Here is a 23,241-nt window from a genome sequence, read left to right on the forward strand (position 1 = left end):
CATGGCAACCGCATCGGCGATAACGAAAGAAGAAAATAAATGCAGAATCTTACGGTTTTGGGCACTGGCGTCCTTGGTTCCCAGATTATTTTTCAATCGGCATATAAGGGCAAAGATGTCGTTGCCTACGATATCAGCGACGAGATTTTGGCAGGGCTCCCGAAGCGTTGGGAGTATCTGAAGAAGCAGTACAAGCACGACATTGCCGACGCCACCGACGAAAAGCTTGACGCCGCTGTCTCGCGCATTCGCCCCACCGCTGACTTGAAGGACGCGGTCAAGGACGCGGACATCATCATCGAGGCCATTCCTGAGCGTCTCGATATCAAGCAGAACACTTGGGAGAAGGTCAGCCAGTATGCGCCGGCCAAGACGATCTTCTGCACCAATTCCTCGACGCTTCTGCCAAGCAAGATGGCGCCGTTCGTCGATCGTCCCGACAAGTTCATGAGCCTGCATTTTGCGAACGAGATATGGAAGTTCAACACCGGCGAGGTCATGGCGCAGCCGAAGACCGATCCGAAGGTCTTTGAAGCGGTCGCGCAGTTCGCCGAGGAAATCGGCATGGTCCCGATTCGTGTGATGAAGGAACAACCCGGTTACCTGCTCAACTCGCTGTTGGTTCCGTTGCTGAACGCCGCAGCCGATCTGTGGGTGCGTGGTGTTGCCTCGGCCGAGGACATTGACAAGACTTGGCGCATCGCCACCGGTGCTCCGGCCGGCCCGTTCCAGATTTACGACACCGTCGGCATGATGACCCCGTACAATCTTTCTAAGGACAGCAAGGATCCGGTGCAGCGCGAGTTCGCGGAACGCATCAAGAAGGACTACATCGACAAAGGCAAGCTCGGCAAGTCCACCGGTCACGGTTTCTATGACTACGAGTGAACACTGAATGGATGCGTTCCCGCTTCGTTTTTCGGGAACAGGTATATTGCCGTTCCCCGTCAGGAAGTGCTAAGCGCATCCATTGAATTTGACTGATATTTGATCACCAGCGCCGTATATCAACCGATGTACGGCGTTTTCCATGTTTGGAATCGTTTGTATCTTCGCCGTTTCGTCCCAGCTCTTTTTGCTCCTGAATGTTGTTTCGGAAAGCCAATAGTTAATACTATTGTCTAATAAATCACTAATTTTTTAGCTTGCTTAGATCGTTTTTACAAATCATTTAGGTATTATTGAATAGTAATTAAAAATGAAACGTAATTATTTGATAAATTGAGTAACCGACGTTTCAATATGTATCACAGAATGATGAAGTTTTGTGAAACAAAGAACGAAAGAAGGCAATGATGCAGAATCTAACGGTATTGGGTACAGGTACTCTTGGCTCCCAGATTATTTTCCAATCGGCATACAGTGGTAAGAATGTCGTCGCCTACGATATCAGCGACGAGATCCTGGCGAAGTTGCCGGCCCGTTGGGAACAGCTCAAGGAATCCTACAGGCGTGATGTCAAGGATGCTACGGAGGAGAAGCTTGACGCGGCGGTGTCGCGTATTCGTACGACCGCCGATATGAAGGATGCGCTCAAGGACGCCGATATCGTCATCGAAGCCGTTCCCGAGCGTCTTGACATCAAGCAGGATACGTGGAAGAAGGTCAGCGAAAACGCGCCGGCCAAGACGATCTTCTGCACCAATTCCTCGACCTTGCCTCCGAGCAAGATCGCGCCTTTCACCGACCGTCCGGAGAAGTTCCTGTGCCTGCATTTCGCCAACGAGGTCTGGAAGTACAACACAGGCGAGGTGATGGTGCAGCCGAAGACCGATCCTAAGGTCTTCGAGGAGGTTGCGCAGTTTGCCGAGGAAATCGGCATGGTTCCGATTCGTATCAGGAAGGAGCAGCCCGGCTATCTGCTCAATTCGCTGCTGGTTCCGCTTCTGGACGCCGCCAGCGATCTGTGGGTTCGTGGCGTGGCTTCGTTCGAGGACATCGACAAGACCTGGCGTATCGGCACCGGCGCTCCTTCGGGCCCGTTCCAGATTTTCGATACCGTCGGTATGATGACCCCATACAACCTCAACAAGGATGCCACCGACCCCGTCAAGAAGGAGTTCGCTCGCCGTCTGAAGGAGGATTACATCGACAAGGGCCGGACGGGCAAGATCGCCGGTCATGGTTTCTATGACTATGAGTGAGTGAATTGCATGGCCTTCGTTGGTGTCGTTCGGTGAGTCAATGCAGATCGGGATTCGTGCGGTGATGTAATCCGGATGGCATGGAGGCCGTGTAATTGATGTTCTGTCCTAATCAGTTTGTGGCGCTGTGTGACGATTGTTGCGCGGCGCCACGGCTATTTACCTGCCGGTTTTGGCTTTACCGGCCTTGTATCTGTTGCTTCTATAACCTTTGTGTAATTCGTTTATTCTGTTTATCCTATTCTATTTTGTTGAGATTCTCAGACTTTTTGGCATTGTGCTACTTTTACTAGGCAATTGTGTATTTTGTTATGCACATTTCGGATTTTGCGGTGGATATCGCCTCGTTCATCCACATTGCGTCCACAACACGCCGAGGCCCCGAGCGTTCGACCACAGTACCCGGTTTAGCTTGAAAATCAATGGTTCCCGACGGCATACTGGAACAACCGCGGGATACGTATAGAGCCGTTTTCAGCACCGGGGTTCATTCGCAAACGTGTTTGGCTTCCGTTACCGGCCGATGTGTCCCGCAGACCACAAATATGCAGATGTTATTGTTTTTCAAGGGAGCAGAGTCGATGGCACAGCAAGGCACGGTGACGGTTTCAGGATTCATGGGCGCAAACCCTCAAAGTTTCGGTAAGGAGGGAGGGCCAGCCGCCGCGTCGTTCAGAATCGGTTGCACGACGCGATATTTCAATCCTGCGGTCAATGAATGGAGAGACAGACCGACGACATGGATCAGCGTCAAGGTTTTCCGCCAGTTGGCAGAGAATGTGCTTTCCAGTCTCAAGAAAGGCGATCCGGTCATCGCCACGGGCAACTTGGCAACCGAAGAATGGACTCGTGACGGCACCAAACATAGCAGAATGGTGATGGAAGCGACCAGCGTAGGTCATGACCTCAGTTTTGGCATTTCCGTTTTTCAGCGCGTCAAGCCGGGCACAAAAAAGCAGGGCAATGGGCATGACCCGTTTAATGCGGAGCAGGAGCAAGCTGAGGGTACAGCGGCTGAAAGTGGCGAATTGCAAGCCCAGGTTCCCACAGGAGATCAGAATCGTGCTTCTGGTGACGGTGAGAACACGCAAACAGTCAGTGGGCCGACGGTCAATCACCCTCAGCATGATGGTCAGTCTTCAGAAGATGAAACCGAGGACGAATCTTGGGATGCCAGTGAGGTGTTCGAAGGGCATGAAACTGCCGATCGTTTGGTGTCATCGGTCGGTTGATTTCTTTGCAATCGTGCACTTGGCAATGACTTATTATTGGCCGGCTTGACGAGAAGCAATGTCCGGATAATTGCAATGACGGTCGCTTTACAAAGCGAGCGATGCAGATTGTGCATGATCGCTTCGTTGACTGGACAAGGAAGAGGGCTTTTGGGATGGCAAACGGCCGGAACATTTTGATACCATTCCGGCCGTTTGCCATCCGCCGCCAGGAAGGTCTCGTTGTCTACCTTGTCTGGCTCTGGAGATTTTAGATTTACCAGATGGATACGCGCTGTTTGGGTGCTAGCCACAGCTTATTTTCGGGCTTTACGTCGAAGGCCTGATAGTAGAGGTCAACGTTGCGTACGATGCCGTTGGTACGGAATTCGGCGGGGGAATGCGGATCGATCTGCAGATACTGCTCGGTCAATTCCTCACGTTGTGCGGTGCGCCAGATGGAGGCGTAGCTCAGGAAGAAACGCTGCAATCCGGTGTATCCGTCGATTTCGGGGGCGCTCGCTAGTGATGCTGTGACCGCTTCCGGCGAACCGTCGATTGTGCGGCCCGCGGCTTTGTCCAGTGCGAAGGCGTAGGCCTTCAGGCTGATGTTGACGCCGCTCAGATCGCCGATGTTCTCGCCGATGGTCAATGCTCCGTTGACGTGGGGGGCCTGACTCAGGTCATCAGCGTATTTTTCCTGAAGCTGGGAGGGGATAAATACATTGTATTGGTTGATCAGTGCCGTGGTGAGCTTTTCGAAGTTAGCCTTGTCCTCGGCGGTCCACCAGTCGTTGAGCTTGCCGTCGCCGTCGTACTGGCTGCCCTGGTCGTCGAAGCCGTGCCCGATTTCGTGTCCGATGACCGCGCCGATACCGCCATAATTGGCGGCATCGTCTGCATCCGGGTTGAAGAACGGGGGCTGGAGGATGGCAGCTGGGAAGACGATGACGTTCATGGAAGGCTCGTAATAGGCGTTGACCGTTTGTGGGTTCATCAGCCATTCTTCTCGGTCAACGACCTGGCCGACCTTGGAGAACTGGAATCCTGTTTCGTAGGCGACAGCAGCGTTAAGGTCTTCCATCAGGCTCATTTCAGGCTTGATGTCGAGTGCGGTGTAGTCGCGCCAGTGGTTGGTGTAGCCGATCATCGGAGTGAACTTCGAGAGCTTTTCCAGAGCTTTTGCCTTGGTTTCTTTGCCCAGCCACGCACTGCCTGATATCGAAACGCGATAGGCCTCGATGATGTTGGTGACCAGCTGTTCCATCCGCTTTTTCGAGCTTTCAGGGAAGTGGAGACGAACGTATTCACGCCCGACCTCTTCGCCGCAGATGCCGTTGACCAGTGAGACGCCGCGCTTCCAGCGGTCGCGCTGTTGCTTGGCGCCCGAAAGCACCTTGCCGTAGAAGTCGAATTGGGTTTTGTCAAAGTCTTGGCTCAGTGTGCTTGCCGAACCGCTGATCATCGTCACGCGCGCCCAGAGTTTCAGGTCGTCAATCTCGCTCTGGTCCCAGAACTTGTCGAAGCCGGAAAGGAAGCTCGGCTCGTGGACTATGGTGCGGTTGAACGCCGCCTGGAGATCCAACGGCTGCGTCTTTGAGGCAGGCAACGCATTGTAGGAGGCCTGCCAAGCTTCAAGCCAGGAAGCGATGTCGAAGTGTGAGAGAGTGGAGGTGAGCTCTGCGAAATCAGTGGGGTTGTAGGTTTTCTGCGAATCTCGTGTGGCTACGTTGTCCCAGTGGTTCGAAGCGATTTTGGTCTCGAGTTCGAGGAAGCGCTTGGCATCCGCCTCGGATTTCACGCTGTCGCCATAATCGGCCAGCATCAGAAGCTTCATGACCATGTGAACATACTGCTCACGGATGGGAGCGTAGTGGTCTTCGCGGTAATAAGCTTCGTCTGGCAGGCCGATGCCTCCCTGTTCGATATGCAGGATGTTGTGCTCGGGATCGCCAGGGTCGCCGTAGACGCCGCAGTCGAAGAAATCGGGGCCGCCGACCGTGCAAAGCTCGCCTAAAACCTTGGTGAGCTCTGCTTTGTCAGCCGCGTTGTCGATGCGCTCGAGCGCATCCTTGATAGGAGTGATGCCGGCCGCTTCGATGGCGTCGGTGTCGAGGAATGCACGATAAAGGCTCTGTGACTTGTGTGCAGGGCAGTTCTCGTCCTCGAGGATGTCGCGAATTTGGCTTTCCGAGTCTTCGGCGAGCTTATCGAAAGCGCCGTAGCGTGAGCGGTCGTCGGGCAGTTCGTAGGTGTCAATCCATGGCCCGTTGACGAAGCGGAAAAGGTCATCGCCGGGGCTGATGGTGCTGGAGAATGAGGTCGTATCAAGGCCTGAAATCAAAGGTGTAGACATGGCTCTACTGTATCGGCGTTCGCTGACAAGAAGTTGTGCGTAATAAAAGGAAAATTCGGGTGTAATCAGACGATCTAATCTGGGCTTGGGTTTACCTTAAGAATGCTAAATTCAATTATGAAGGAATAGCTTCCGGCTTTATTCTGTTGAATGATTTAGCGGTCGAAGTGAACGCCGTTATAACGTTTTGATGGCGACGGAAACCATGGAAGGGGAATCGACATGTCAGACGATAATACGAATGATAATGGTTCGAATGTGAATGACAGCAACGAAAACAATCAGGAGAATCCCAATGGCCAGCCGACAGGTCAGCCAGAATATGGGGCTTATGCTTCTCATGCCAATGCCATGAATGGCAACCAGCACCAGTATGACAGCGCTAATTCGTCTTCGCGCAATACCGGGAATACTGGGAATACTGGGAATACCGGGCAAGGCCCTCAGAACTACGGCCAATACGCCGGTAATCAAGGTGGCGCTCCACAAGGAGGCCCCAACGCCAATCCATACGTGTATAACGGTCAAGGTGGGAATCCGAATCAGCCTCCATACAACGGCTATGCCCCCAATGGCTATGGCCCGTATGCCGCAGATCCCAACCAATACAATCGGCAATACCAAAATGGCAATCCTTACGTCAACGGCAATCCCTACACAAACCCCTATGCCTATCAAAACGGTCAAGGCCAATACGGGCCAAACAGCCAACGGCCCAACAGCGGCGGACCGACGGCAGGTGGCAACCGTTTCAATTCGCAGTCGGCCCGGCCGGGCAGCAATGAATGGTGGCGTTTGAATCCTTTCAAGCTTGCTGAGGAATGGCTTCCGAACCAAGCGAAGAAAACCATTCGCATCGTCTACGGTGTCGTCGGAATCGTCGCGTTGCTGCTTGGCCTTGCATTACTGATCTGGCCTGGCAAGACATTGGTGGCCGTGGCCATCGCGCTGGGCATCTACTTCGTGATTTCTGGTGTCATCCGTGTCATCGGCGCCATCGTCGAAAACGGGTTGCCTGGCGGCTGGCGCGTGCTTGATATCCTAGTCGGTCTCCTTTTGGTGATTGGCGGTGTGGTCATGCTCAAGAACACCGTTCTCTCGACCGCAATGCTGACGATTCTGGTCACGCTCACGGTTGGCATCGGCTGGATTATGGAAGGCATCATGGCGCTGGTGGAGACCTGGCGTCTGCCGAAGTCCGGATGGGCCATCTTCTACGCGGTCATCTCCATCCTCGCCGGCATCGTCGTCTTGTTCTCCCCGTTCGCCTCGGTGATCGTGCTGGTTATTTTCGCCGGAATCTCCATGGTGGTCATGGGTATCCTTGCCATCATTCGCGCTTTCCGTTTCGGCAAGAACTGATAATAGCGACATTCGGCAGGCGTTAGAGCTGCGGAACGTATTGAACCGCAGACAATAAAGCCTAGTTAGAGGATAGTGCCCCGATATTCTTAAAGATTCGTTCAGAATGTCGGGGTGTTTTCATATTCGATAACGACAAATCATTTCGATAATATTCCGGTGCAGTTTGCCTTATGAACCAAATCGAAAGATAGCTCCAAGATTGTTGGCCGAGCGAAGTAGGGTGAAGGCATGATTGAATTGAAAACGCCAAAGGAAATCGCCTCGATGAAGGTCGCCGGCCGTTTCGTCGGCAGCATCCTAAAAGAGCTGCAGGAAACCACAAAGGTCGGTACGAATCTGCTGGAGATCGACGACCTCGTTCGTCGTCGCATCGAAAGCCGCAAGGGCGCCGAATCCTGCTATGTGGATTACGCCCCTGATTTCGGTACCGGCCCATTCAAGCATTACATCTGCACGTCGGTCAATGATGCCGTGCTGCATGGTGTTCCTTATGATTATGCCCTCAAAGACGGCGATCTTGTGAGCCTTGACCTGGCCATCAGCGTCGACGGATGGTGCGGCGACTCAGCAGTGAGCTTTGTGGTCGGCAAAGACCCGAATCCTGAAGATATCGCTCTGATCAAGTGCACCGAGGAGGCGCTCGCGGCCGGTATCGCTGCGGCCCAGTCCGGTAACCGGCTTGGCGACGTTTCTGCCGCAGTCGGCGACGTGGCACACGAGCACGGCTATACCGTCAACATGGAGTTCGGCGGCCACGGCATCGGCCATGTCATGCACGGCGATCCCTTCGTTCCCAATGATGGAAAGGCCCATCACGGATACAAGCTTCGTCCGGGCCTGACCATTGCCATCGAACCGTGGTTCATGAAGACCACCGACGAGATCTACCAGGATGCCAAGGACGGCTGGACGCTGCGCAGTTCCGACGGTTCCAACGGTGCCCACAGCGAGCACACCATCGCCATCACCGACAATGGCCCGGAGATCCTGACCGTTCGCGAGTAGTTTCTGGTCTGGCTGGATAATAGGCTTTTATCAAAGTGGCATCTGTAGCTTGAGCGCGGGTGCCACTTTTGTTTTTAAATTTCGTATTTTTTATAATTGATAGCCTGCATAACTTCCATAACCCAATTTTTTGAGAGATGAATGTACGGAACGTGGACATTGGTTGCGCCAATTTACATTCATGCAATAAGGTGTGTTCAATCCGTGATTGGTTGCGGCAACGCTTTCGGTTTTGTCTGTTTTATACAGAAAACAGCGATCGGCCCATGATCAAGGTTGCAAAGGAAGGTGGAAGCCATGGTGGAGGCAAAACTCAATGTGGATGCGAGCAAGTTTGATTTGCCCATTGTCAAGGCCACGGAGGGAGCCGACGGCATTGTGGTCTCCAGCCTCAAAAACGACGGCTTTGTCACCCTTGATCCGGGTTTTCTGACCACCGCGCAGTGCGAATCCAAAATCACTTTCATCGACGGTCAGAATTCCATCCTGCGTTATCGAGGCTACCCGATTGAGCAGCTGTGCGAACAATCCGATTTCCTTGAAGTGGCGTGGCTCTTGCAGCATGGCGAGTTGCCGAGCAAGGCCGAATACGATCAGTTCTGCCTCGACCTGAACCACCGGACCATGGTGGGAGAGGACTTCCGCAGCTTCATGGCCTCGTTCCCGCGTTCCGCCCAACCGATGAGCGTGCTCGCCTCTGCTATCAATGCGCTTGCGGCATTTTATCCGGACACCACTGATATCAGTGACCCCGATCAGCTCGACGAATCGGCGCGTATCATCATGGCCAAGGCCCGTACCATCGTCAGCTATATTTATAGGCGTCGTCGCGATGAGCCCATGCTGTACCCGGATGTCGCCCGAGGATATGTCGACGATTTCCTGCGCATGTGCTTTGCGGTACCTTACGAGCCGTACGAATCGGATGAGCTTTCCGTCCATGCGTTGGGTCGTCTGCTCATCATTCATGCCGACCATGAACAGAACTGCTCGACTTCCGTAGTGCGTATCGCCGGCAGCGCCCACGCGAATCTGTATTCGGCAGTTGCCGCCGGTGTTAATGCGCTTTCCGGTCCGTTGCATGGCGGTGCCAACGAAGCGGTATTGAAGCAGCTTGAGGTCATTCGCGATTCCGGCGAAAGCGTCAGCCAGTTCGTCGAAAACGCGAAGAAGGACGGGAAGCGTATTTCCGGTTTCGGCCATCGCGTCTACAAATGCTATGATCCGCGTGCCGTGGTCGCTAAGCATTATCTGGAACAGCTCATGGCACGAGGTGACGTCGACAATCGCTTGCCTGCGGACGAACGTGCGCTGTTCGATATCGCCACGGAACTCGAGGATATCGCCACGCACGACGATTATTTCGTTTCCCGTCACCTTTATCCGAATGTCGATTTCTATACTGGGCTGCTTTACCGGGTCATCGGCTTTGATGCCCCGATGTTCACTCCGCTGTTCGCGCTCGGCCGCATTCCTGGCTGGATTGCGCAATACCGCGAGATGCTGACTGATCCACAGACCAAAATCGGCCGTCCGCGCCAGGTCTACACCGGAGAAACCGAACGCGACTACGTACCGATGAATGAGCGCTAGGGAAGATTCACAGCACTGAACCCCTGATAAGGGCGTTTTCATGTGTCAGTGCTGCAAAGACGCAGCAGTGGTGGGAATATCGTGGCCGTATTTGTTTCCGTGCTGCGCAGGGATTTGAGACATCGCAGAAGAATGGCGGAATTCCGGGATTTCTGTTCTCCGTGGATACCGGTTCTGTAGCATTGAGGGCCGAAAACATCGATTATTGGCCTCCATGCCAGGAATTGAGATGGGAAGGCGACGATGAGACGAAAATCCCATGCAAGTCATTGAATGCTTATTAAGAAATGACAGAAATGAACACTTTCGGCTCTATTCAACGACATTCAACGACGTGCGCGGGATTTATTAACTGATGTGTGCAGGATTGCTATTGTGCGAATGCGGGAATCAGTTCTTGTGCAGCTTTTCGTTCAGAGCGATGCCAACCTTGCGGTAGCGGGCCTCGATGGCGCCGGTCACCGAATTGCGGATGAAGAGGATATTGTCCTTGCCTGAAAGCTCCGACCCCTTGACGACTTCCAGCGGCTCGCCGGCAGCGATTTTGGCCTTGTCGTGGATGGTGATCTTGGTGCCGGCGGTGACATAAAGACCCGCTTCCACCACGCAGTTGTCGCCCAGAGAAATGCCGATGCCCGCGTTCGCGCCCAAGAGGCTGTGCTCGCCGATTGAGTTGCGCAGCTTTCCGCCACCGGAAAGCGTGCCCATGATGGACGAGCCGCCGCCGACGTCGGAACCGTTGCCGACGGTGACGCCTTGGGAGACCCGGCCCTCGATCATGCAGGTGCCGAGCGTTCCGGCGTTGAAGTTGACGAAACCAGCGTGCATTACGGTTGTGCCTGTCGCCAGGTGAGCGCCAAGACGTACGCGGTCCGCATCGCCGATACGCACGCCCTCGGGCACCACATAGTCGACCATACGCGGGAACTTGTCGACACCGAGCACGTTGACGTCGACGTGGGGAGTGGGCATGCCACCGGCAACGACGCCTGATTTTGCCACGGCGTTCATCACGTCCATCTTGCGCAACGCGAAGTTCTCGGCGGCGAACGGTCCGTAGTTAGTCCACACCACATTGGCGAGCTTGGCGAAGATGCCATCAAGGTTGATGGTGTTCGGCTCCACCATGCACATGCTCAGCAAGTGCAAGCGCAGGTAAGCGTCGGCCGCGTCGACGATGGGGGAGTCAAGAGCAGAAACAGTAAACACCGGTACGCGCCGTACACCGCGTGCATCGGCCTGTTCATATGCCAAAGCGCCGAAACCGTGCTGCGGTCGGGAAGCCTCGTCAGGCGCCGCACCCATCTCAAGCTTTGGATACCATACGTCCAGCGTATTGCCTGCCTCATCAATCGAGGCCAGACCCCAGCCCCAAGCCGTCCGTTCGTCACTCATACTCGCTCCTTTTCGCTGCATTGGTGAAATGAATATGTATCTAATCTAGCGCACGATGTCTTGTTTGTCCCCCGGCAGCTCAAGAACAATTAATTGACTTGCAATGTTGATTTGTAGCCAGTAGACACTAAATCCCGCAGGCTCGATACAATGAAGGATTGTGAGTGATTACAGGAAAGAACGCGAACGCCGTGAAAGCCGGCGCCGCAACATCTTGCGGGCGATTTGCATCATCGTGGCTGCGGCTATGCTGCTCGCGTTGGTGATTCCTGCAATCTATGCAGGTCTTTGACGATTTTGCATGCATGAGGGCGGCAAAATCATCGGCACCGAAAAGCTGATGTTGCGGCGCGGCTTCATCGAAAGCGATGACGTGCGTGCCCACGACGGAAAAGCTGCAAAGGTTGAAAGAATCAGGCTTGGCGCTCAATGGTTTTACAGCGGTATGGCGACGATAACGACGGTCAGAGAGTTTTCAGCGAGCAAATATAAGGTGGAATGTAATGGCAGAATTTGATTTTTCCCAAGCGTTGGGTGAGGCGCGTAAAAAATACGAGACGATCGAAAAGGCGTTGGACGTCGATCGTCTGAAGTCCGAAATCGATGAGTTGGAGAAAGAGGCATCGGCGCCGAATCTCTGGGACGACGTCGAGAACGCACAAAAGGTCACCAGTCGGCTTTCCAACAAGCAGGGGCTGATTAAGAAGCTCGATTCGCTTTCGAGTAGGCTTGACGACACCGAAACCCTTTACGAATTGGGTCAGGAAGAGGACGACGTCGATTCGATGAAAGAGGCCCAGAACGGTGTCGATGCGCTGCAGAAGGACCTCGACGAGATGGAAATCCAGACCCTGCTTGACGGCGAATACGATGAACGTAGCGCGGTGGTGACCATCCGAAGCGGCGCGGGCGGCGTGGATGCGGCCGATTTCGCGCAAATGCTCCTGCGTATGTACCTACGCTGGGCAGAGCGCAACGGCTACAAGGCCAAGGTCATGGACACGTCCTACGCCGAAGAGGCTGGCATCAAGTCCGCCACTTTCGAAGTTGACGCACCTTACGCCTACGGTCGTCTTTCCGTAGAGGGCGGCACGCACCGCCTCGTCCGTATATCACCTTTCGATAACCAAGGTCGCCGTCAGACCAGCTTTGCAGCCGTCGAGGTGGTGCCGTTGGTCGAAGAAACCGACCACATCGATATTCCCGATTCCGATATCCGCGTGGATACCTATTGCTCCTCAGGCCCCGGTGGTCAGGGCGTCAACACCACATATTCCGCGGTCCGTATCACCCATTTGCCCACCGGCATCGTGGTGACCATGCAGGACGAGCGCAGCCAGATACAGAACCGTGCCGCCGCCATGGCTGTCCTCCAGTCCCGCCTTTTAGTGCTTCGTCATGAAGAGGAGGCCAAAAAGAAGAAGGAACTGGCCGGCGATATCAAGGCGAGTTGGGGAGATCAGATGCGTTCGTATGTATTACATCCTTATCAAATGGTTAAGGATCTGCGCACCGGCTACGAGACCAGCCAGACACAGGCCGTTTTTGACGGTGACATCAACGGGTTCATTGACGCCGGCATCCGCTGGCGCCATGAGCAGCGCCGTCAGGCCGCGCTTGAAGCCGAGCAAAACGAAGATAAAAAGTAAAGACTTCAATCATTTCGACGAAATCAGAACAATCTGCGATGCTGGTGCCTCTAGACTTGGGCACAGCGGCAAACAGTAAGGAAACGGCATTATGGCGTTGATTACATTGGACAAGGTCTCCAAGATCTATCCGAAGGGCACCAGACCCGCCCTCGACCATGTCAACCTCAACATCGAACGCGGCGATTTCGTCTTTTTGGTGGGCGCTTCTGGCTCTGGCAAAACGACATTGCTCAGTCTTCTGCTGCGTGAGGAGGAAGCAACGGATGGCGAAATCCGCGTGGCCGGCAACGACTTGCGCCGCTTGAGCCCCCGTCAGATTCCGCAGTACCGTCGTTCCATCGGCTTCATTTTCCAGGACTACAAGCTGCTGAATAACAAAACCGTCTGGCAGAATGTCGCCTTTGCGCTTGAGGTTATCGGCACACGCCGTTCGACCATCAAGTCGTTGGTTCCCAAAGTTCTTGAAACCGTTGGTCTTACAGGCAAGGAAAAGAACTACCCGCACGAACTTTCCGGCGGCGAGGCCCAGCGTGTGGCCATTGCGCGCGCCTACGTCAACCACCCGCAGATTCTTCTGGCCGACGAGCCCACCGGCAATCTCGACCCCACCACATCACTGGGCATCATGGAAGTCCTCGACGCCATCAATCGCACCGGCACCACCGTCGTCATGGCCACCCACAACGAGGAAATCGTCAACTCCATGCGCAAGCGTGTCGTCGAACTGCACGCCGGCAAGATCGTGCGTGACGAGAACAAGGGCAGCTACGATTCGGCCCGGTACTTCCCGGATGCTGAAGTGGAATCCAAAGCGAAACGGGTTATCGACCCCGCTGCCAACAAATTCAAGCGTCCGCAGACGCCAGTCAATGCCATATCGACAACATCTGGGCAGAATCTCGACTCCTCACCCATCGACGACCGTTCCGTGGTCGCTACGCAAGCCATGGATGCTGTCGCCGACGCAGTTGCCAACGGAACCGGCGAAAACGAAGGCATTGCCCGTCTCGCAAGCGCCATGCACTCCGGCAGAACGGGACGGTATGGTGAGGCATTCCAGTCCGCGGAAACCACGATGACGTGGGGCAAGGGTCTTAGTGCCGAGGAGATGACCGGTGCGCACAAATCGCTGTCGGATTCGGGTCAGCCTTCTGAAACCAAGCGGACAGTAAAAGCCGATAAGACGAAGTCCGATACGGCGAAAACCAAGGCCAAGGCGCCGTCTCTGCCAGCGCCTCCGGTTCCGCCGTCACAAGCGAAATCCGAATCACCGTCGAAGTCAAAATCGAAGTCGGCGGCCGCCACTGGTGAGCAAAGAAAACAGGTTCAGAACGCACAGGGCCGTAAGGGCGGCAAGAATGCTGAGGAGCGGAAATGAGAGCACGATTTATCCTTTCTGAAACATGGACGAGTCTCAAGCAGAATGTCTCGATGATTCTTTCCGTGCTTCTGGTCACCTTCATTTCCTTCCTCTTTATCGGCGCTTCCGGCCTGATGCAGGCGCAGATCACCAAGGCCAAGGGGGATTGGTACAAAGAGGTCGAAGTGGTGGTCTGGCTTTGTCCTGATGGCACCAGCCAGGTCGCCAATTGCTCGGCAGGCAAGGCTCCGACCCAGCAGGAGATTCTCCAACTGCAGGAGAAGATTCACAGGGAACTTGGCAATGTCGTTTCTAAGATTTCGTACGAAAGCCGCGAGGACTTCTATAAGAACACGTTCCTTAAGCAATATCCCCACGGTATCTATCAGGGCCGTACCCTTACCGCAGCCGATATGCAGGATTCGCTGAGACTCAAGCTCAAGGATCCGACGAAATATCAGGAGGTCTCCGAGACCCTGACCGGTAGCCAAGGCGTCGAGGAGGTGGCCGATCAGCGTCAGATCTTCGATCCGGTATTCGCCATATTGAACAAGGGGACAGGCGTCACGCTTGTCTTGGCTGCCGTCATGGTTGTGGTGGCAGTATTGCTGACCAGCATTACCATACGTATGAGCGCGGCGTCAAGGAAAAACGAGACCGAGATTATGCGCTTGGTGGGCGCCTCAAACTGGACGATTCGATTACCATTCATTCTCGAAGGTGTGTTGGCCTCGCTGCTGGGCTCGTTGTTGTCTTGTGTGGCGCTGAGCGCCATCGTCAAGCTCTTCATCACCGATTGGCTTGCACAAAATGTGCAATGGATGCCGTTCGTCAATCAGACGACCGTGTGGCTAATGGCTCCGGCGTTGATTATCGGTGCGATGCTGCTTTCCGCAATCGTCTCGACCATATCGCTCCGTCGATACCTCAGAGCCTAATCGAGTGTATTGCAAAATGTATGAAAAAGTATCGCAAATTTTTCACGCACTTTCGGGTGGATACGTTACAATGGTAAAGCCCGAAAAGGAAAGGTGAATTCCATGCGCAAGCAGAAACAAATGACCGCAGCCTTCAGTGTGCTGATCGCTACAGCCATGTTGTGCACAACGGCAGCCATGACCATGACTGCCAAAGTCCCGCAGGCTCAGGCATCCACCATGAGCGAATACCAGCAGGCGGCCGCTAGTCAGGCCGACCTGAAGAGCCAGTTGGCCGGGGTCGACAGCGACCTTGCCAACCAGATCATACAGCTCAACGATTTGACGACCAACAAAATTCCTGCCGCCCAGGCTGCGGCACAGACCGCGCAACAAGGCGCGGACCAGGCCAAGAACCTAGCCCAGGCGACCTCTGACAGGCTTGCGGCCGCCCAGAAAGACAAAGCTGATCTCGAGAAGAAGATCGCCCAGACCGGTGCAGATTTCGATGACGCCAAGGCCGGTGTGGCCGCTCAAGCCCGTGAGAATTTCCATGGTTCAGAAGCGGCCGACGTGATGAACGTCGTTACCAAGTCCAGCACCACCAAGGATTTCGTCGACAAAATGCAGTCCTCGGCGGCCGTCACCCGCAGCGAGGTCAATGCGGCGAACGCCGACGCCAACACGCTCGGTACTTCGATGAATCGCAAGCAGCGTCTTGCCGCAATTGAAACGCAGATTTCCACACTGAAAGACAAGGCCGATAGCGAGGCCGCCAGTGCTCAGCAGGCCGCTGAATCGGCACAGGCTCAGCAGACCAATTTGCAGGCTTTGCGAGATCAGGGCGCCCAGGCACGTGAAAGCCTTGAGTCGCAGAAGAGCTCGTTGACCACGCAATCCGCCCAGCAGGCGGCACAGATCGCCATCCTGCAGTCGCAGATTGACGCACAGAACCAGCAATGGGCCAACAGCCAGCAACCGAGCGCGAGCCAAGGTGTCGGTCAGGCCGGTAACTCGAGCTATATTCCCAGCAATCCAGCTCCGGTCTATAATCCTCCTGCTTCGCCGGTATCCGGCGGCGGCAACCATCCTTCCGGTGACTCCGGCAATGCCTATCCTCCGCGTCAGTGCACCGAGTGGGCCTACCTTCGTCGTCACCAGCTTGGCTTGCCCGTCGGCTCCTACTTCGGCAACGGTGGCCAGTGGGCCAATTCCGCCCGCAGTCTCGGCTATCAGGTCGACAGGACTCCGTCATACGGTGCCATCGTGGTCTTCTATCCGGGCCAGAGTGTTGGCGGCCATTGGATAGCCGATCCTTACTATGGGCATGTGGCCATCGTCGAAGGCGTGTGGGGCAACACCATCGCCATTTCGGAGGGCGGCACCGGTTTTGCGACCTTCCCGGCCAACGAGGTGTTGAATGATGCCTACAATTACGAATACATCCATGGCTGATCTGACGATTTAAGATTCCAAGCCGGTTTAGCGCGGGCGCGCCATTCACAAAAGGATGGCGCGCTTGTGTTATTGTCAGAGAAGTAAATATGGCTCAACGGTCTTGGCTGATTGGTCGGCCCAGAGGCCATGACAGTGCTCGTCAAACAACCTGAATAGATTGATGAGGCGGCATCGTCAATCGGGAATGTCGTCGAAGCAATGATTGTTGATATACGGGGTGCACAATACGAGTAAGGGAAAAGGTTAGTGAATGGCGAAGGAACAGGGTACGAAACTTATCGCGCAGAACCGTAAAGCGCGGCACAACTACACCATCGAGGACCATTATGAGGCGGGGCTGGTGCTCACCGGCACTGAGGTAAAGTCCTTGCGCGAGGGACGCGCCTCGCTGGCCGAATCGTTTGTCTCCATCGACCGCAATGGCGAGATGTGGCTGGAGGGCGCGAATATACCGGAATATCTGAATGGTACTTGGAACAACCACGCGCCCAAGCGTAAGCGCAAACTGCTCCTGCACGCTTCGCAGATCGCCAAGCTCAGCCGCCAGACGGAAGCCAAGGGCTATACAATCGTGCCGCTGAGCCTCTATTTCAAGGACGGCCGCGTGAAAGCCGAAATCGCCTTGGCCCGTGGCAAGAAGGAATACGACAAGCGCCAGTCCTTGCGCGAGGCGGAAGACAAGCGTGAGGCATTGCGTGCGATGCGTTACAAGAACAAGTTGGTGCGCTGAGACACGTCTTATCTTGAATGTCCATTTATTGAGACGGATTTTTTGCATAAATACGCAAGTAAGTATATTATGCATTTATACGAAGAAGGCGGACTGTTCGAATCCGCCCCAGAGAGGATTCAACATGTCGCTGAAAATTACCAAGTCGATTAAGGTCGTTCTAGCCGGTATCTGTGCCACTGCGATGCTGGCCAGCGTGGCCGCTTGCGGCACCACCGACGAAAGCGATCAGAGCGCAACGCCGAAGAGCAGCAACTCCAACACCAGTTCGGTCAAGAAGGACGACAAGATCGCCGCCATGCTGCCGGAGTCCATCAAGAAGGATGGCAAATTCACCATCGGTGTCTCCCCAGATTATGCGCCCGCCGAATTCCTCGACAAGGACGGCAAGACGCCGATCGGTTATGAAATGGACCTGGCCAAGGCCATTTCGGCCATCTTCGGTTTGAAGTTCGAAGCGACCACCGCCGAGTTCGATTCGATTCTGCCTGGCATCGGCTCGAAGTACGACGCCGGCATTTCCGGTTTTACCGTCACTCCGGATCGTAAGGGTGCCGGCGAATTTGTCTCGTTCCTCAACGTAGGCTCCTCCTTCGTTGTTCAGAAGGGCAACCCGAAGAAGCTGACGACCGATAACCTCTGCGGCAGCAGCGTAGCGGTGCTGACCGGTACCGTCCAGGAGACCACGGTCAAGAAGCTCAATGCCCAGTGCACCGCCTCCGGCAAGAAGGCCATCGACGTTCAGTCGATGAAGGACCAGACGATTGTGGCCACCAACGTCGCTACTGGCAAGGCCGATGCGTTCTGTGCCGATTCGCCGGTCTCAGGCTATGCGGTCAAGCAGAACGGTGAAAAGCTCGAGCTGATGGGCAAGACCTTCGACACGACTCCCGAGGCCGTGGTGCTCAAAGCGGGTGATACCCAGACTGCAAAGGCTGTACAGGCCGCGATTCAGAAGCTTATGGACGATGGCACCTATATGAAGATCCTCAAGTCCTGGGGCAATGAGAGTGGTGCCATCAAGGAATCCAAGATCAACGATTTCGCGGCCTGATCGGCATTGGTTTTAAGCTGAAGCGGTCCGATCGATCCCGTTTGTATGGGTGTCGATCGGACCTTGTCTTTTCGGTAGATCGACGATAGGTGGATTGTATCGGCTGGTGGTCATTGCTGCCGGCCGTGTAGTTTGCTGGTGCTTATATCGGGACAGACCGGCTGCGACCGGTCGGTGTTTGGCGGTCGATTCGCCTCGCCCTGCAATATAAGTGGATAGGTTTCGCCCTTTGGATTCTGTATATGAGATAAAATGGCAATTATGCATAGCTTCGTATAATATACAAGCAGGTTGTATGTGGTCGAATCTCAATAGGATAGGCGCCGGGTGCTGTTGAGCGTGCCAGGTGTTAAAGGAAGGTGTGTTATGACGCGTAACCATGAATCGGATGGGCTCGACATCCCCAATCGGATCCACGCAAGGCCGGTGCATCGTCCCGGTTCGTTGATTGCCGGCATCATCGTCGCGCTGCTCGCGGTGCTGCTGGTGCACGGCATGATCACCAACCGCAACTTCGAATGGCCAACCGTCTGGAAATACCTGTTCAACGAGCACGTCTTGAACGGCATCGGCTGGACGCTCATCCTCACCGTCACCTCGATGCTCATCGCCATCGTGCTGGCCGTGCTGCTCGCGGTGATGCGCAAGTCCGTCAACCCGGTGCTGCGCGCGGTCAGCTGGTTCTGGATCTGGTTCTTCCGCGGCACTCCTATCTATACGCAGCTGGTGTTCTGGGGCTTGTTTGCGGTCTTGATTCCGACGCTTTCACTCGGTATTCCCTTCACCAAAATCAATTTCTGGCAGATGAAAACCGAACAGCTCAACAACCTCATCGCTCCCGGATTCCTGGCGGCGATGCTGGGATTGGCGCTGAACGAATCCGCGTATCTGGCCGAAATCGTGCGTGCCGGCCTAGAGGCCGTGGACCCCGGTCAGAGCGAGGCTGCGGAAGCGCTCGGCATGCCGCGCACCATGATCATGCGCCGTGTGATTCTGCCACAGGCCATGCGCATCATCGTGCCGCCCACCGGCAACGAGGTCATCAGCATGCTCAAAACCACCTCGTTGGTCTCCGCGGTGCCGTTCAGCCTTGAGCTTCAGTTCGCTTCCGACGCCATCGCCCATCGCATCTACAAGCCGATTCCGCTGTTGATGGTGGCATGCTTCTGGTACTTGGTCATCACCTCCATCCTGATGGTGGTACAGGCGCGGATCGAACGGTACTTTGGCAAGGGGTTCAACGAACGTTCCAATGGCAACGTCACCGACGGCGGCGATGTCAAAGCCGAAAAGTCAGCAGCCAAAGTGGCCGAAGGCCACGAAGGTGCGACGACCTTCCTTGGATTGAACGCTTGAGGCACTTCACGGAGATGAACGATATGACGACGAACGAAATGAAAACGCAGACACAGGCCACGGCGGGTCAACAGGAATCCGGCAGTGCCGTGAAAGCCGCGGCAGGCAGCGCTACGGTACCCGCGGTCAAGGCGACGCAGGTGCACAAGGCCTTTGGCGGCCTGCACGTGCTCAAAGGCATCGACATGACGGTGATGCCCGGTACGGTGACTGTGATTCTCGGACCTTCCGGTTCCGGAAAATCCACGTTCCTGAGGCTCATCAACCAGCTTGAGACCCTGACCGGCGGCAGCATCGAAGTTGACGGAGAACTCATCGGTTACAAGCACGTCAACCACGGCGGCAAAGACGAACTGCAGACCCTGAACGACAAGGAGATCGCCAAGCAGCGTGAGAAACTGGGGATGGTCTTCCAACGTTTCAACCTCTTCCCGCATCGTACAGTGATCGAGAACGTGATGGAGGCGCCCGTACACGTCGCCAAGGTGCCCAAAGCCAAGGCGAAGCAGGAGGCCATGGCCGAGCTCGAACGCGTCGGCTTGGCCGATCGCGCCGATTATTACCCGATGCAGCTCTCAGGCGGACAGCAGCAGCGTGTGGCCATCGCCCGCGCTCTGGCGATGCACCCTGACATCATGCTTTTCGACGAGCCGACCTCGGCGCTTGACCCGGAGCTCGTGGGGGAGGTGCTCGGTGTGATGCGCTCGCTGGCCGACGCCGGCATGACCATGATCGTGGTGACCCATGAGATCGGATTCGCCCGTGAAGTGGCCGACCAGGTCGTCTTCATGGATGGCGGCGTGGTCGTCGAACACGGCGGCCCCGACATCATTGACCATCCCCAGGAGCCCCGCTTCAAGGATTTCCTGAGCCACGTACTGTAAGCACTAAAGTGGTGAAACTTTCGCGGGGGTGGTGTTGCGTTTCGGGGTTGTCACGTAGACTGGGTTGCTATGTGTGGAATCGTTGGATTTGCTGGAAACAAAACAGCTTGCGGAAAACCGCTGGAAGTGTGCATGCAGGGGCTCAAGCGCCTCGAATACCGTGGATATGACTCCGCGGGCGTCGCGTTGGCGGCCCCGGGGATGAATACCGTCGCCGTACGCAAGAAATCCGGTCGTCTGAGCAATCTGGCCGACGACCTCAAGCGCAGCCCCATGCCAGACGCGACTGTAGGCATAGGCCATACCCGTTGGGCCACCAACGGCGAGCCGAGCGATGTCAATGCCCACCCGCACTTGAGCCAGGACGGCAAGATCGCCATCATCCACAATGGCATCATCGAAAACGCCGAAAAACTGAGAATGGACCTGCAGACCGAAGGCTACACCTTCCTTTCCGCTACCGACACCGAGGTGGCTGCGAAACTGCTGGGCAAAATCGCCAACACCATCATCGAGGAGACCGGCAGGCCTGACCTGTTCGAGGCGTTGCGACGCATGGCCCGCATGCTTTCCGGAGCGTTCACCATTCTGGCCGTGGACGTCCGCCAGCCCGATATCGTCGTCGGTGCCCGTCACGATTCCCCGTTGGTCGTGGGCCTCGGTGAGGGCGAGAACTTCCTGGGCTCTGATGTGGCCGCATTCGTCGCCTATACCAAAGAGGCCATGGAACTTGACCAGGATCAGGCGGTCTGCATTTCCGGCGACACGGTTACCGTCACCGATTTCGATGGCAATCCGGTCACCGATTCCAAGCGTTTCACGGTCGATTGGGATGCCAGCGCGTCCGAAAAGGGCGGCTGGGATTCCTTCATGGACAAGGAGATCCACGAGGAACCCGCAGCGGTGCGTAATACATTGATTGGCCGTTTCAATGAAAACGGCGAAATCAAACTTGACGAACTGCATATCGACCCGGAAGCCTTCAAGCAGATCGACAAGATCATCGTCGTGGCCTGCGGCACCGCCAGCTACGCCGGCATGGTGGCCAAATACGCCATCGAGCATTGGGTGCGCATCCCCGTCGAGGTCGAGCTGGCGCACGAATTCCGCTATCGCGACCCGATTCTCACCCCGCGCACGCTGGTGGTCGCCATCTCGCAGTCCGGCGAGACCATGGACACGCTGATGGCTCTGCGCCACGCCCGCGAGCAGGGTTCGAAGGTCTTGGCCATCTGCAACACGCAAGGTTCCACGATTCCGCGCGAATCCGACGCTGTGCTCTACACGCATGCTGGTCCGGAAATCGCCGTTGCCTCCACCAAGGCGTTTGTGGCTCAGATCATTGCCGCTTATCTGCTTGGCCTGTATTTTGCGCAAGTTAAGAACACGCTCTATCACGATGAGATTCACCAGATTCTGGACCAGCTCAAGGCCATGCCCGAAAAGATCCAGTGGGTGCTCGATAACGATGCCAAAGCCGTCAACGATGCTGCTAAGAAGCTTTTGAACGCGAAATCGTTCCTCTTCCTCGGCCGTCACGTCGGCTACCCGGTGGCGTTGGAAGGTGCTCTTAAACTTAAGGAAATCGCCTATACCTTCACTGAAGGCTTCGCTGCCGGCGAGCTCAAACATGGGCCCATTGCACTGGTTGAAGAGGGCGAGCCCGTTGTGGTCATCGTACCGTCCTCACGTGGCCGCAATGTGCTGCATAACAAGGTCATTTCTGCCATTGAAGAGGTCAAGGCGCGTGGTGCGTTCACCATCGCGGTGGCTGAGCTTGGCGATCCGGACGCTGAGAAATACGCGGATATCGTCTTCTGGCGTCCCGAATGCCCAACGCTTTTGAGCCCATTGGTCGACGTGGTACCGCTTCAGCTTTTCGCGCTGGATGTGGCCACGCTCAAGGGTTACGACGTCGACAAGCCCCGCAATCTCGCCAAGTCCGTGACGGTTGAGTAGAAGATTTGCAACCCAAGCATCGTTACGTGCTCGACGAGCCGGAAGTGCCCTTCGATTTGACGATTCTTTACGAAGACAACAACATCATCGTGGTGGACAAGCCGCATTTCCTGGCGACTACACCTCGCGGGATGTGGTATCGGCAGACGGCGCTCGTTCGGTTGCGTGAGCGGTTCCGGGAACCACAAATCACGCCGGCCCATCGGCTCGACCGCCAGACTGCCGGGGTGGTTCTGTTCGTTCGCAACCCAAAATTGCGACGGGACTATCAGATGCTGTTTCAGGAGCATCGTGTCGAGAAGACCTACGAATGTATTGCACAGACGTTGCCGATAATCAGGCCGAAGACCGGCACTATCGAGCGGCTTGACCCGCCGTCCGTCTTCCCGTTGAGGAGGCGTTCGCATATCGTCAAGGACCGGGGACGTTTGCAGGCTTATGAAATACCCGGCATGATCAACGCCGAAACCGTCATTGAGCTGGGCGACACGAATGCTGAGATTGCAGCTCGCGGCTACCGCCGTTATATCCTGCATCCGAAGACCGGCAAAACCCACCAGCTGCGTGTCCATATGAATTCACTCGGTCTGCCAATCAAAGGTGACGATTTGTATCCCATAATCATCGAACCTGACTATGCCGATTTCTCCAACCCGCTCCAACTGGTGGCCCGTTCCCTGAGTTTCATCGACCCGGTCAGCCATCGTTCCATGTCGTTTACTTCGAACTTTCGATTTTAGATAAAGTAACTGCCACAAGTTTCAAAGCGGTAACAAAGAACCTGCTCTGAAACTTGTGGCAG

At 55.4% G+C, this 23,241-nt stretch carries 20 protein-coding genes; 18 read left to right on the forward strand and 2 right to left on the reverse strand.

The features are described 5' to 3' along the window. The first annotated feature begins 39 nt into the window (after positions 1-39). From OZX70_RS03010 to OZX70_RS03020, 3 genes are all read left to right on the forward strand, one after another. Entirely contained in the window at positions 40-888 is an 849-nt protein-coding gene (locus OZX70_RS03010; RefSeq protein ID WP_277181759.1) for a 3-hydroxyacyl-CoA dehydrogenase, read from the forward strand. Positions 889-1,292: 404 nt separating this feature from the next. Further along, on the forward strand, positions 1,293-2,144 hold the full coding sequence (locus OZX70_RS03015) for a 3-hydroxyacyl-CoA dehydrogenase (RefSeq protein WP_277181760.1): 852 nt from the start codon (positions 1,293-1,295) through the stop codon (positions 2,142-2,144). A gap of 581 nt (positions 2,145-2,725) precedes the next feature. Further along, positions 2,726-3,376 (forward strand): single-stranded DNA-binding protein, encoded by a 651-nt coding sequence (locus OZX70_RS03020; RefSeq protein WP_277181761.1) that lies wholly within the window; start codon positions 2,726-2,728, stop codon positions 3,374-3,376. Positions 3,377-3,632: 256 nt separating this feature from the next. Here the strand turns inward: OZX70_RS03020 and OZX70_RS03025 are convergent, their stop codons facing one another. After that, positions 3,633-5,711 (reverse strand): M13-type metalloendopeptidase, encoded by a 2,079-nt coding sequence (locus tag OZX70_RS03025; RefSeq protein WP_277181762.1) that lies wholly within the window; start codon positions 5,709-5,711, stop codon positions 3,633-3,635. Between the two features lie 222 nt (positions 5,712-5,933). Between OZX70_RS03025 and OZX70_RS03030 the strand changes: the two genes are divergently transcribed. The 3 genes from OZX70_RS03030 (at position 5,934) to OZX70_RS03040 (ending at position 9,674) form a co-directional block, all read left to right on the forward strand. Then, positions 5,934-7,073, forward strand: a complete 1,140-nt coding sequence (locus tag OZX70_RS03030; RefSeq protein WP_277181763.1) for a DUF308 domain-containing protein — start codon at positions 5,934-5,936, stop codon at positions 7,071-7,073. Positions 7,074-7,304: 231 nt separating this feature from the next. Next, on the forward strand, positions 7,305-8,081 hold the full coding sequence (gene map / locus OZX70_RS03035; RefSeq protein ID WP_277144142.1) for a type I methionyl aminopeptidase: 777 nt from the start codon (positions 7,305-7,307) through the stop codon (positions 8,079-8,081). A gap of 297 nt (positions 8,082-8,378) precedes the next feature. Continuing rightward, entirely contained in the window at positions 8,379-9,674 is a 1,296-nt protein-coding gene (locus tag OZX70_RS03040; RefSeq protein WP_277181764.1) for a citrate synthase, read from the forward strand. A gap of 390 nt (positions 9,675-10,064) precedes the next feature. Here the strand turns inward: OZX70_RS03040 and dapD are convergent, their stop codons facing one another. Beyond that, on the reverse strand, positions 10,065-11,069 hold the full coding sequence (dapD, locus tag OZX70_RS03045) for a 2,3,4,5-tetrahydropyridine-2,6-dicarboxylate N-succinyltransferase (RefSeq protein WP_277181766.1): 1,005 nt from the start codon (positions 11,067-11,069) through the stop codon (positions 10,065-10,067). A 160-nt stretch (positions 11,070-11,229) separates the two neighbouring features. Between dapD and OZX70_RS03050 the strand changes: the two genes are divergently transcribed. The 12 genes from OZX70_RS03050 (at position 11,230) to OZX70_RS03105 (ending at position 23,179) form a co-directional block, all read left to right on the forward strand. Continuing rightward, complete coding sequence (locus tag OZX70_RS03050) at positions 11,230-11,361, forward strand: hypothetical protein (protein WP_277181767.1); 132 nt, start codon at positions 11,230-11,232, stop codon at positions 11,359-11,361. A 9-nt stretch (positions 11,362-11,370) separates the two neighbouring features. Then, a complete protein-coding gene (locus OZX70_RS03055) occupies positions 11,371-11,586 on the forward strand; it encodes a hypothetical protein (protein ID WP_277181768.1) in 216 nt (71 codons plus the stop codon). Then, the gene (gene prfB / locus OZX70_RS03060) at positions 11,573-12,718 is read left to right on the forward strand and encodes a peptide chain release factor 2 (protein WP_277181769.1); all 1,146 of its coding nucleotides are present in this window, start codon (positions 11,573-11,575) and stop codon (positions 12,716-12,718) included. Before OZX70_RS03055 ends, prfB begins: the two co-directional genes overlap by 14 nt. 91 nt (positions 12,719-12,809) lie before the next feature. Continuing rightward, complete coding sequence (gene ftsE / locus OZX70_RS03065; RefSeq protein ID WP_277181770.1) at positions 12,810-14,099, forward strand: cell division ATP-binding protein FtsE; 1,290 nt, start codon at positions 12,810-12,812, stop codon at positions 14,097-14,099. Next, on the forward strand, positions 14,096-15,019 hold the full coding sequence (gene ftsX, locus OZX70_RS03070; RefSeq protein WP_277181771.1) for a permease-like cell division protein FtsX: 924 nt from the start codon (positions 14,096-14,098) through the stop codon (positions 15,017-15,019). Before ftsE ends, ftsX begins: the two co-directional genes overlap by 4 nt. A 102-nt stretch (positions 15,020-15,121) precedes the next feature. Then, on the forward strand, positions 15,122-16,453 hold the full coding sequence (locus OZX70_RS03075) for a CHAP domain-containing protein (protein WP_277181772.1): 1,332 nt from the start codon (positions 15,122-15,124) through the stop codon (positions 16,451-16,453). Between the two features lie 253 nt (positions 16,454-16,706). Then, a complete protein-coding gene (smpB, locus tag OZX70_RS03080) occupies positions 16,707-17,186 on the forward strand; it encodes an SsrA-binding protein SmpB (protein WP_277158969.1) in 480 nt (159 codons plus the stop codon). Positions 17,187-17,310: 124 nt separating this feature from the next. Then, complete coding sequence (locus OZX70_RS03085; RefSeq protein WP_277181773.1) at positions 17,311-18,240, forward strand: ABC transporter substrate-binding protein; 930 nt, start codon at positions 17,311-17,313, stop codon at positions 18,238-18,240. Between the two features lie 366 nt (positions 18,241-18,606). Further along, positions 18,607-19,596 (forward strand): amino acid ABC transporter permease, encoded by a 990-nt coding sequence (locus OZX70_RS03090; protein WP_277181774.1) that lies wholly within the window; start codon positions 18,607-18,609, stop codon positions 19,594-19,596. A gap of 14 nt (positions 19,597-19,610) precedes the next feature. Continuing rightward, positions 19,611-20,480, forward strand: coding sequence for an amino acid ABC transporter ATP-binding protein (locus OZX70_RS03095; protein WP_277181775.1), 870 nt, complete (start codon positions 19,611-19,613; stop codon positions 20,478-20,480). A gap of 69 nt (positions 20,481-20,549) precedes the next feature. Beyond that, positions 20,550-22,439: a glutamine--fructose-6-phosphate transaminase (isomerizing) gene (glmS, locus tag OZX70_RS03100; protein ID WP_277181776.1), complete on the forward strand. Its 1,890-nt coding sequence runs from the start codon at positions 20,550-20,552 to the stop codon at positions 22,437-22,439. A 5-nt stretch (positions 22,440-22,444) separates the two neighbouring features. Further along, complete coding sequence (locus OZX70_RS03105) at positions 22,445-23,179, forward strand: pseudouridine synthase (RefSeq protein ID WP_277181777.1); 735 nt, start codon at positions 22,445-22,447, stop codon at positions 23,177-23,179. Positions 23,180-23,241: the final 62 nt, after the last annotated feature.

Source organism: Bifidobacterium sp. ESL0732, from assembly GCF_029395535.1.
Classification (GTDB): Bacteria; Actinomycetota; Actinomycetes; order Actinomycetales; family Bifidobacteriaceae; genus Bifidobacterium.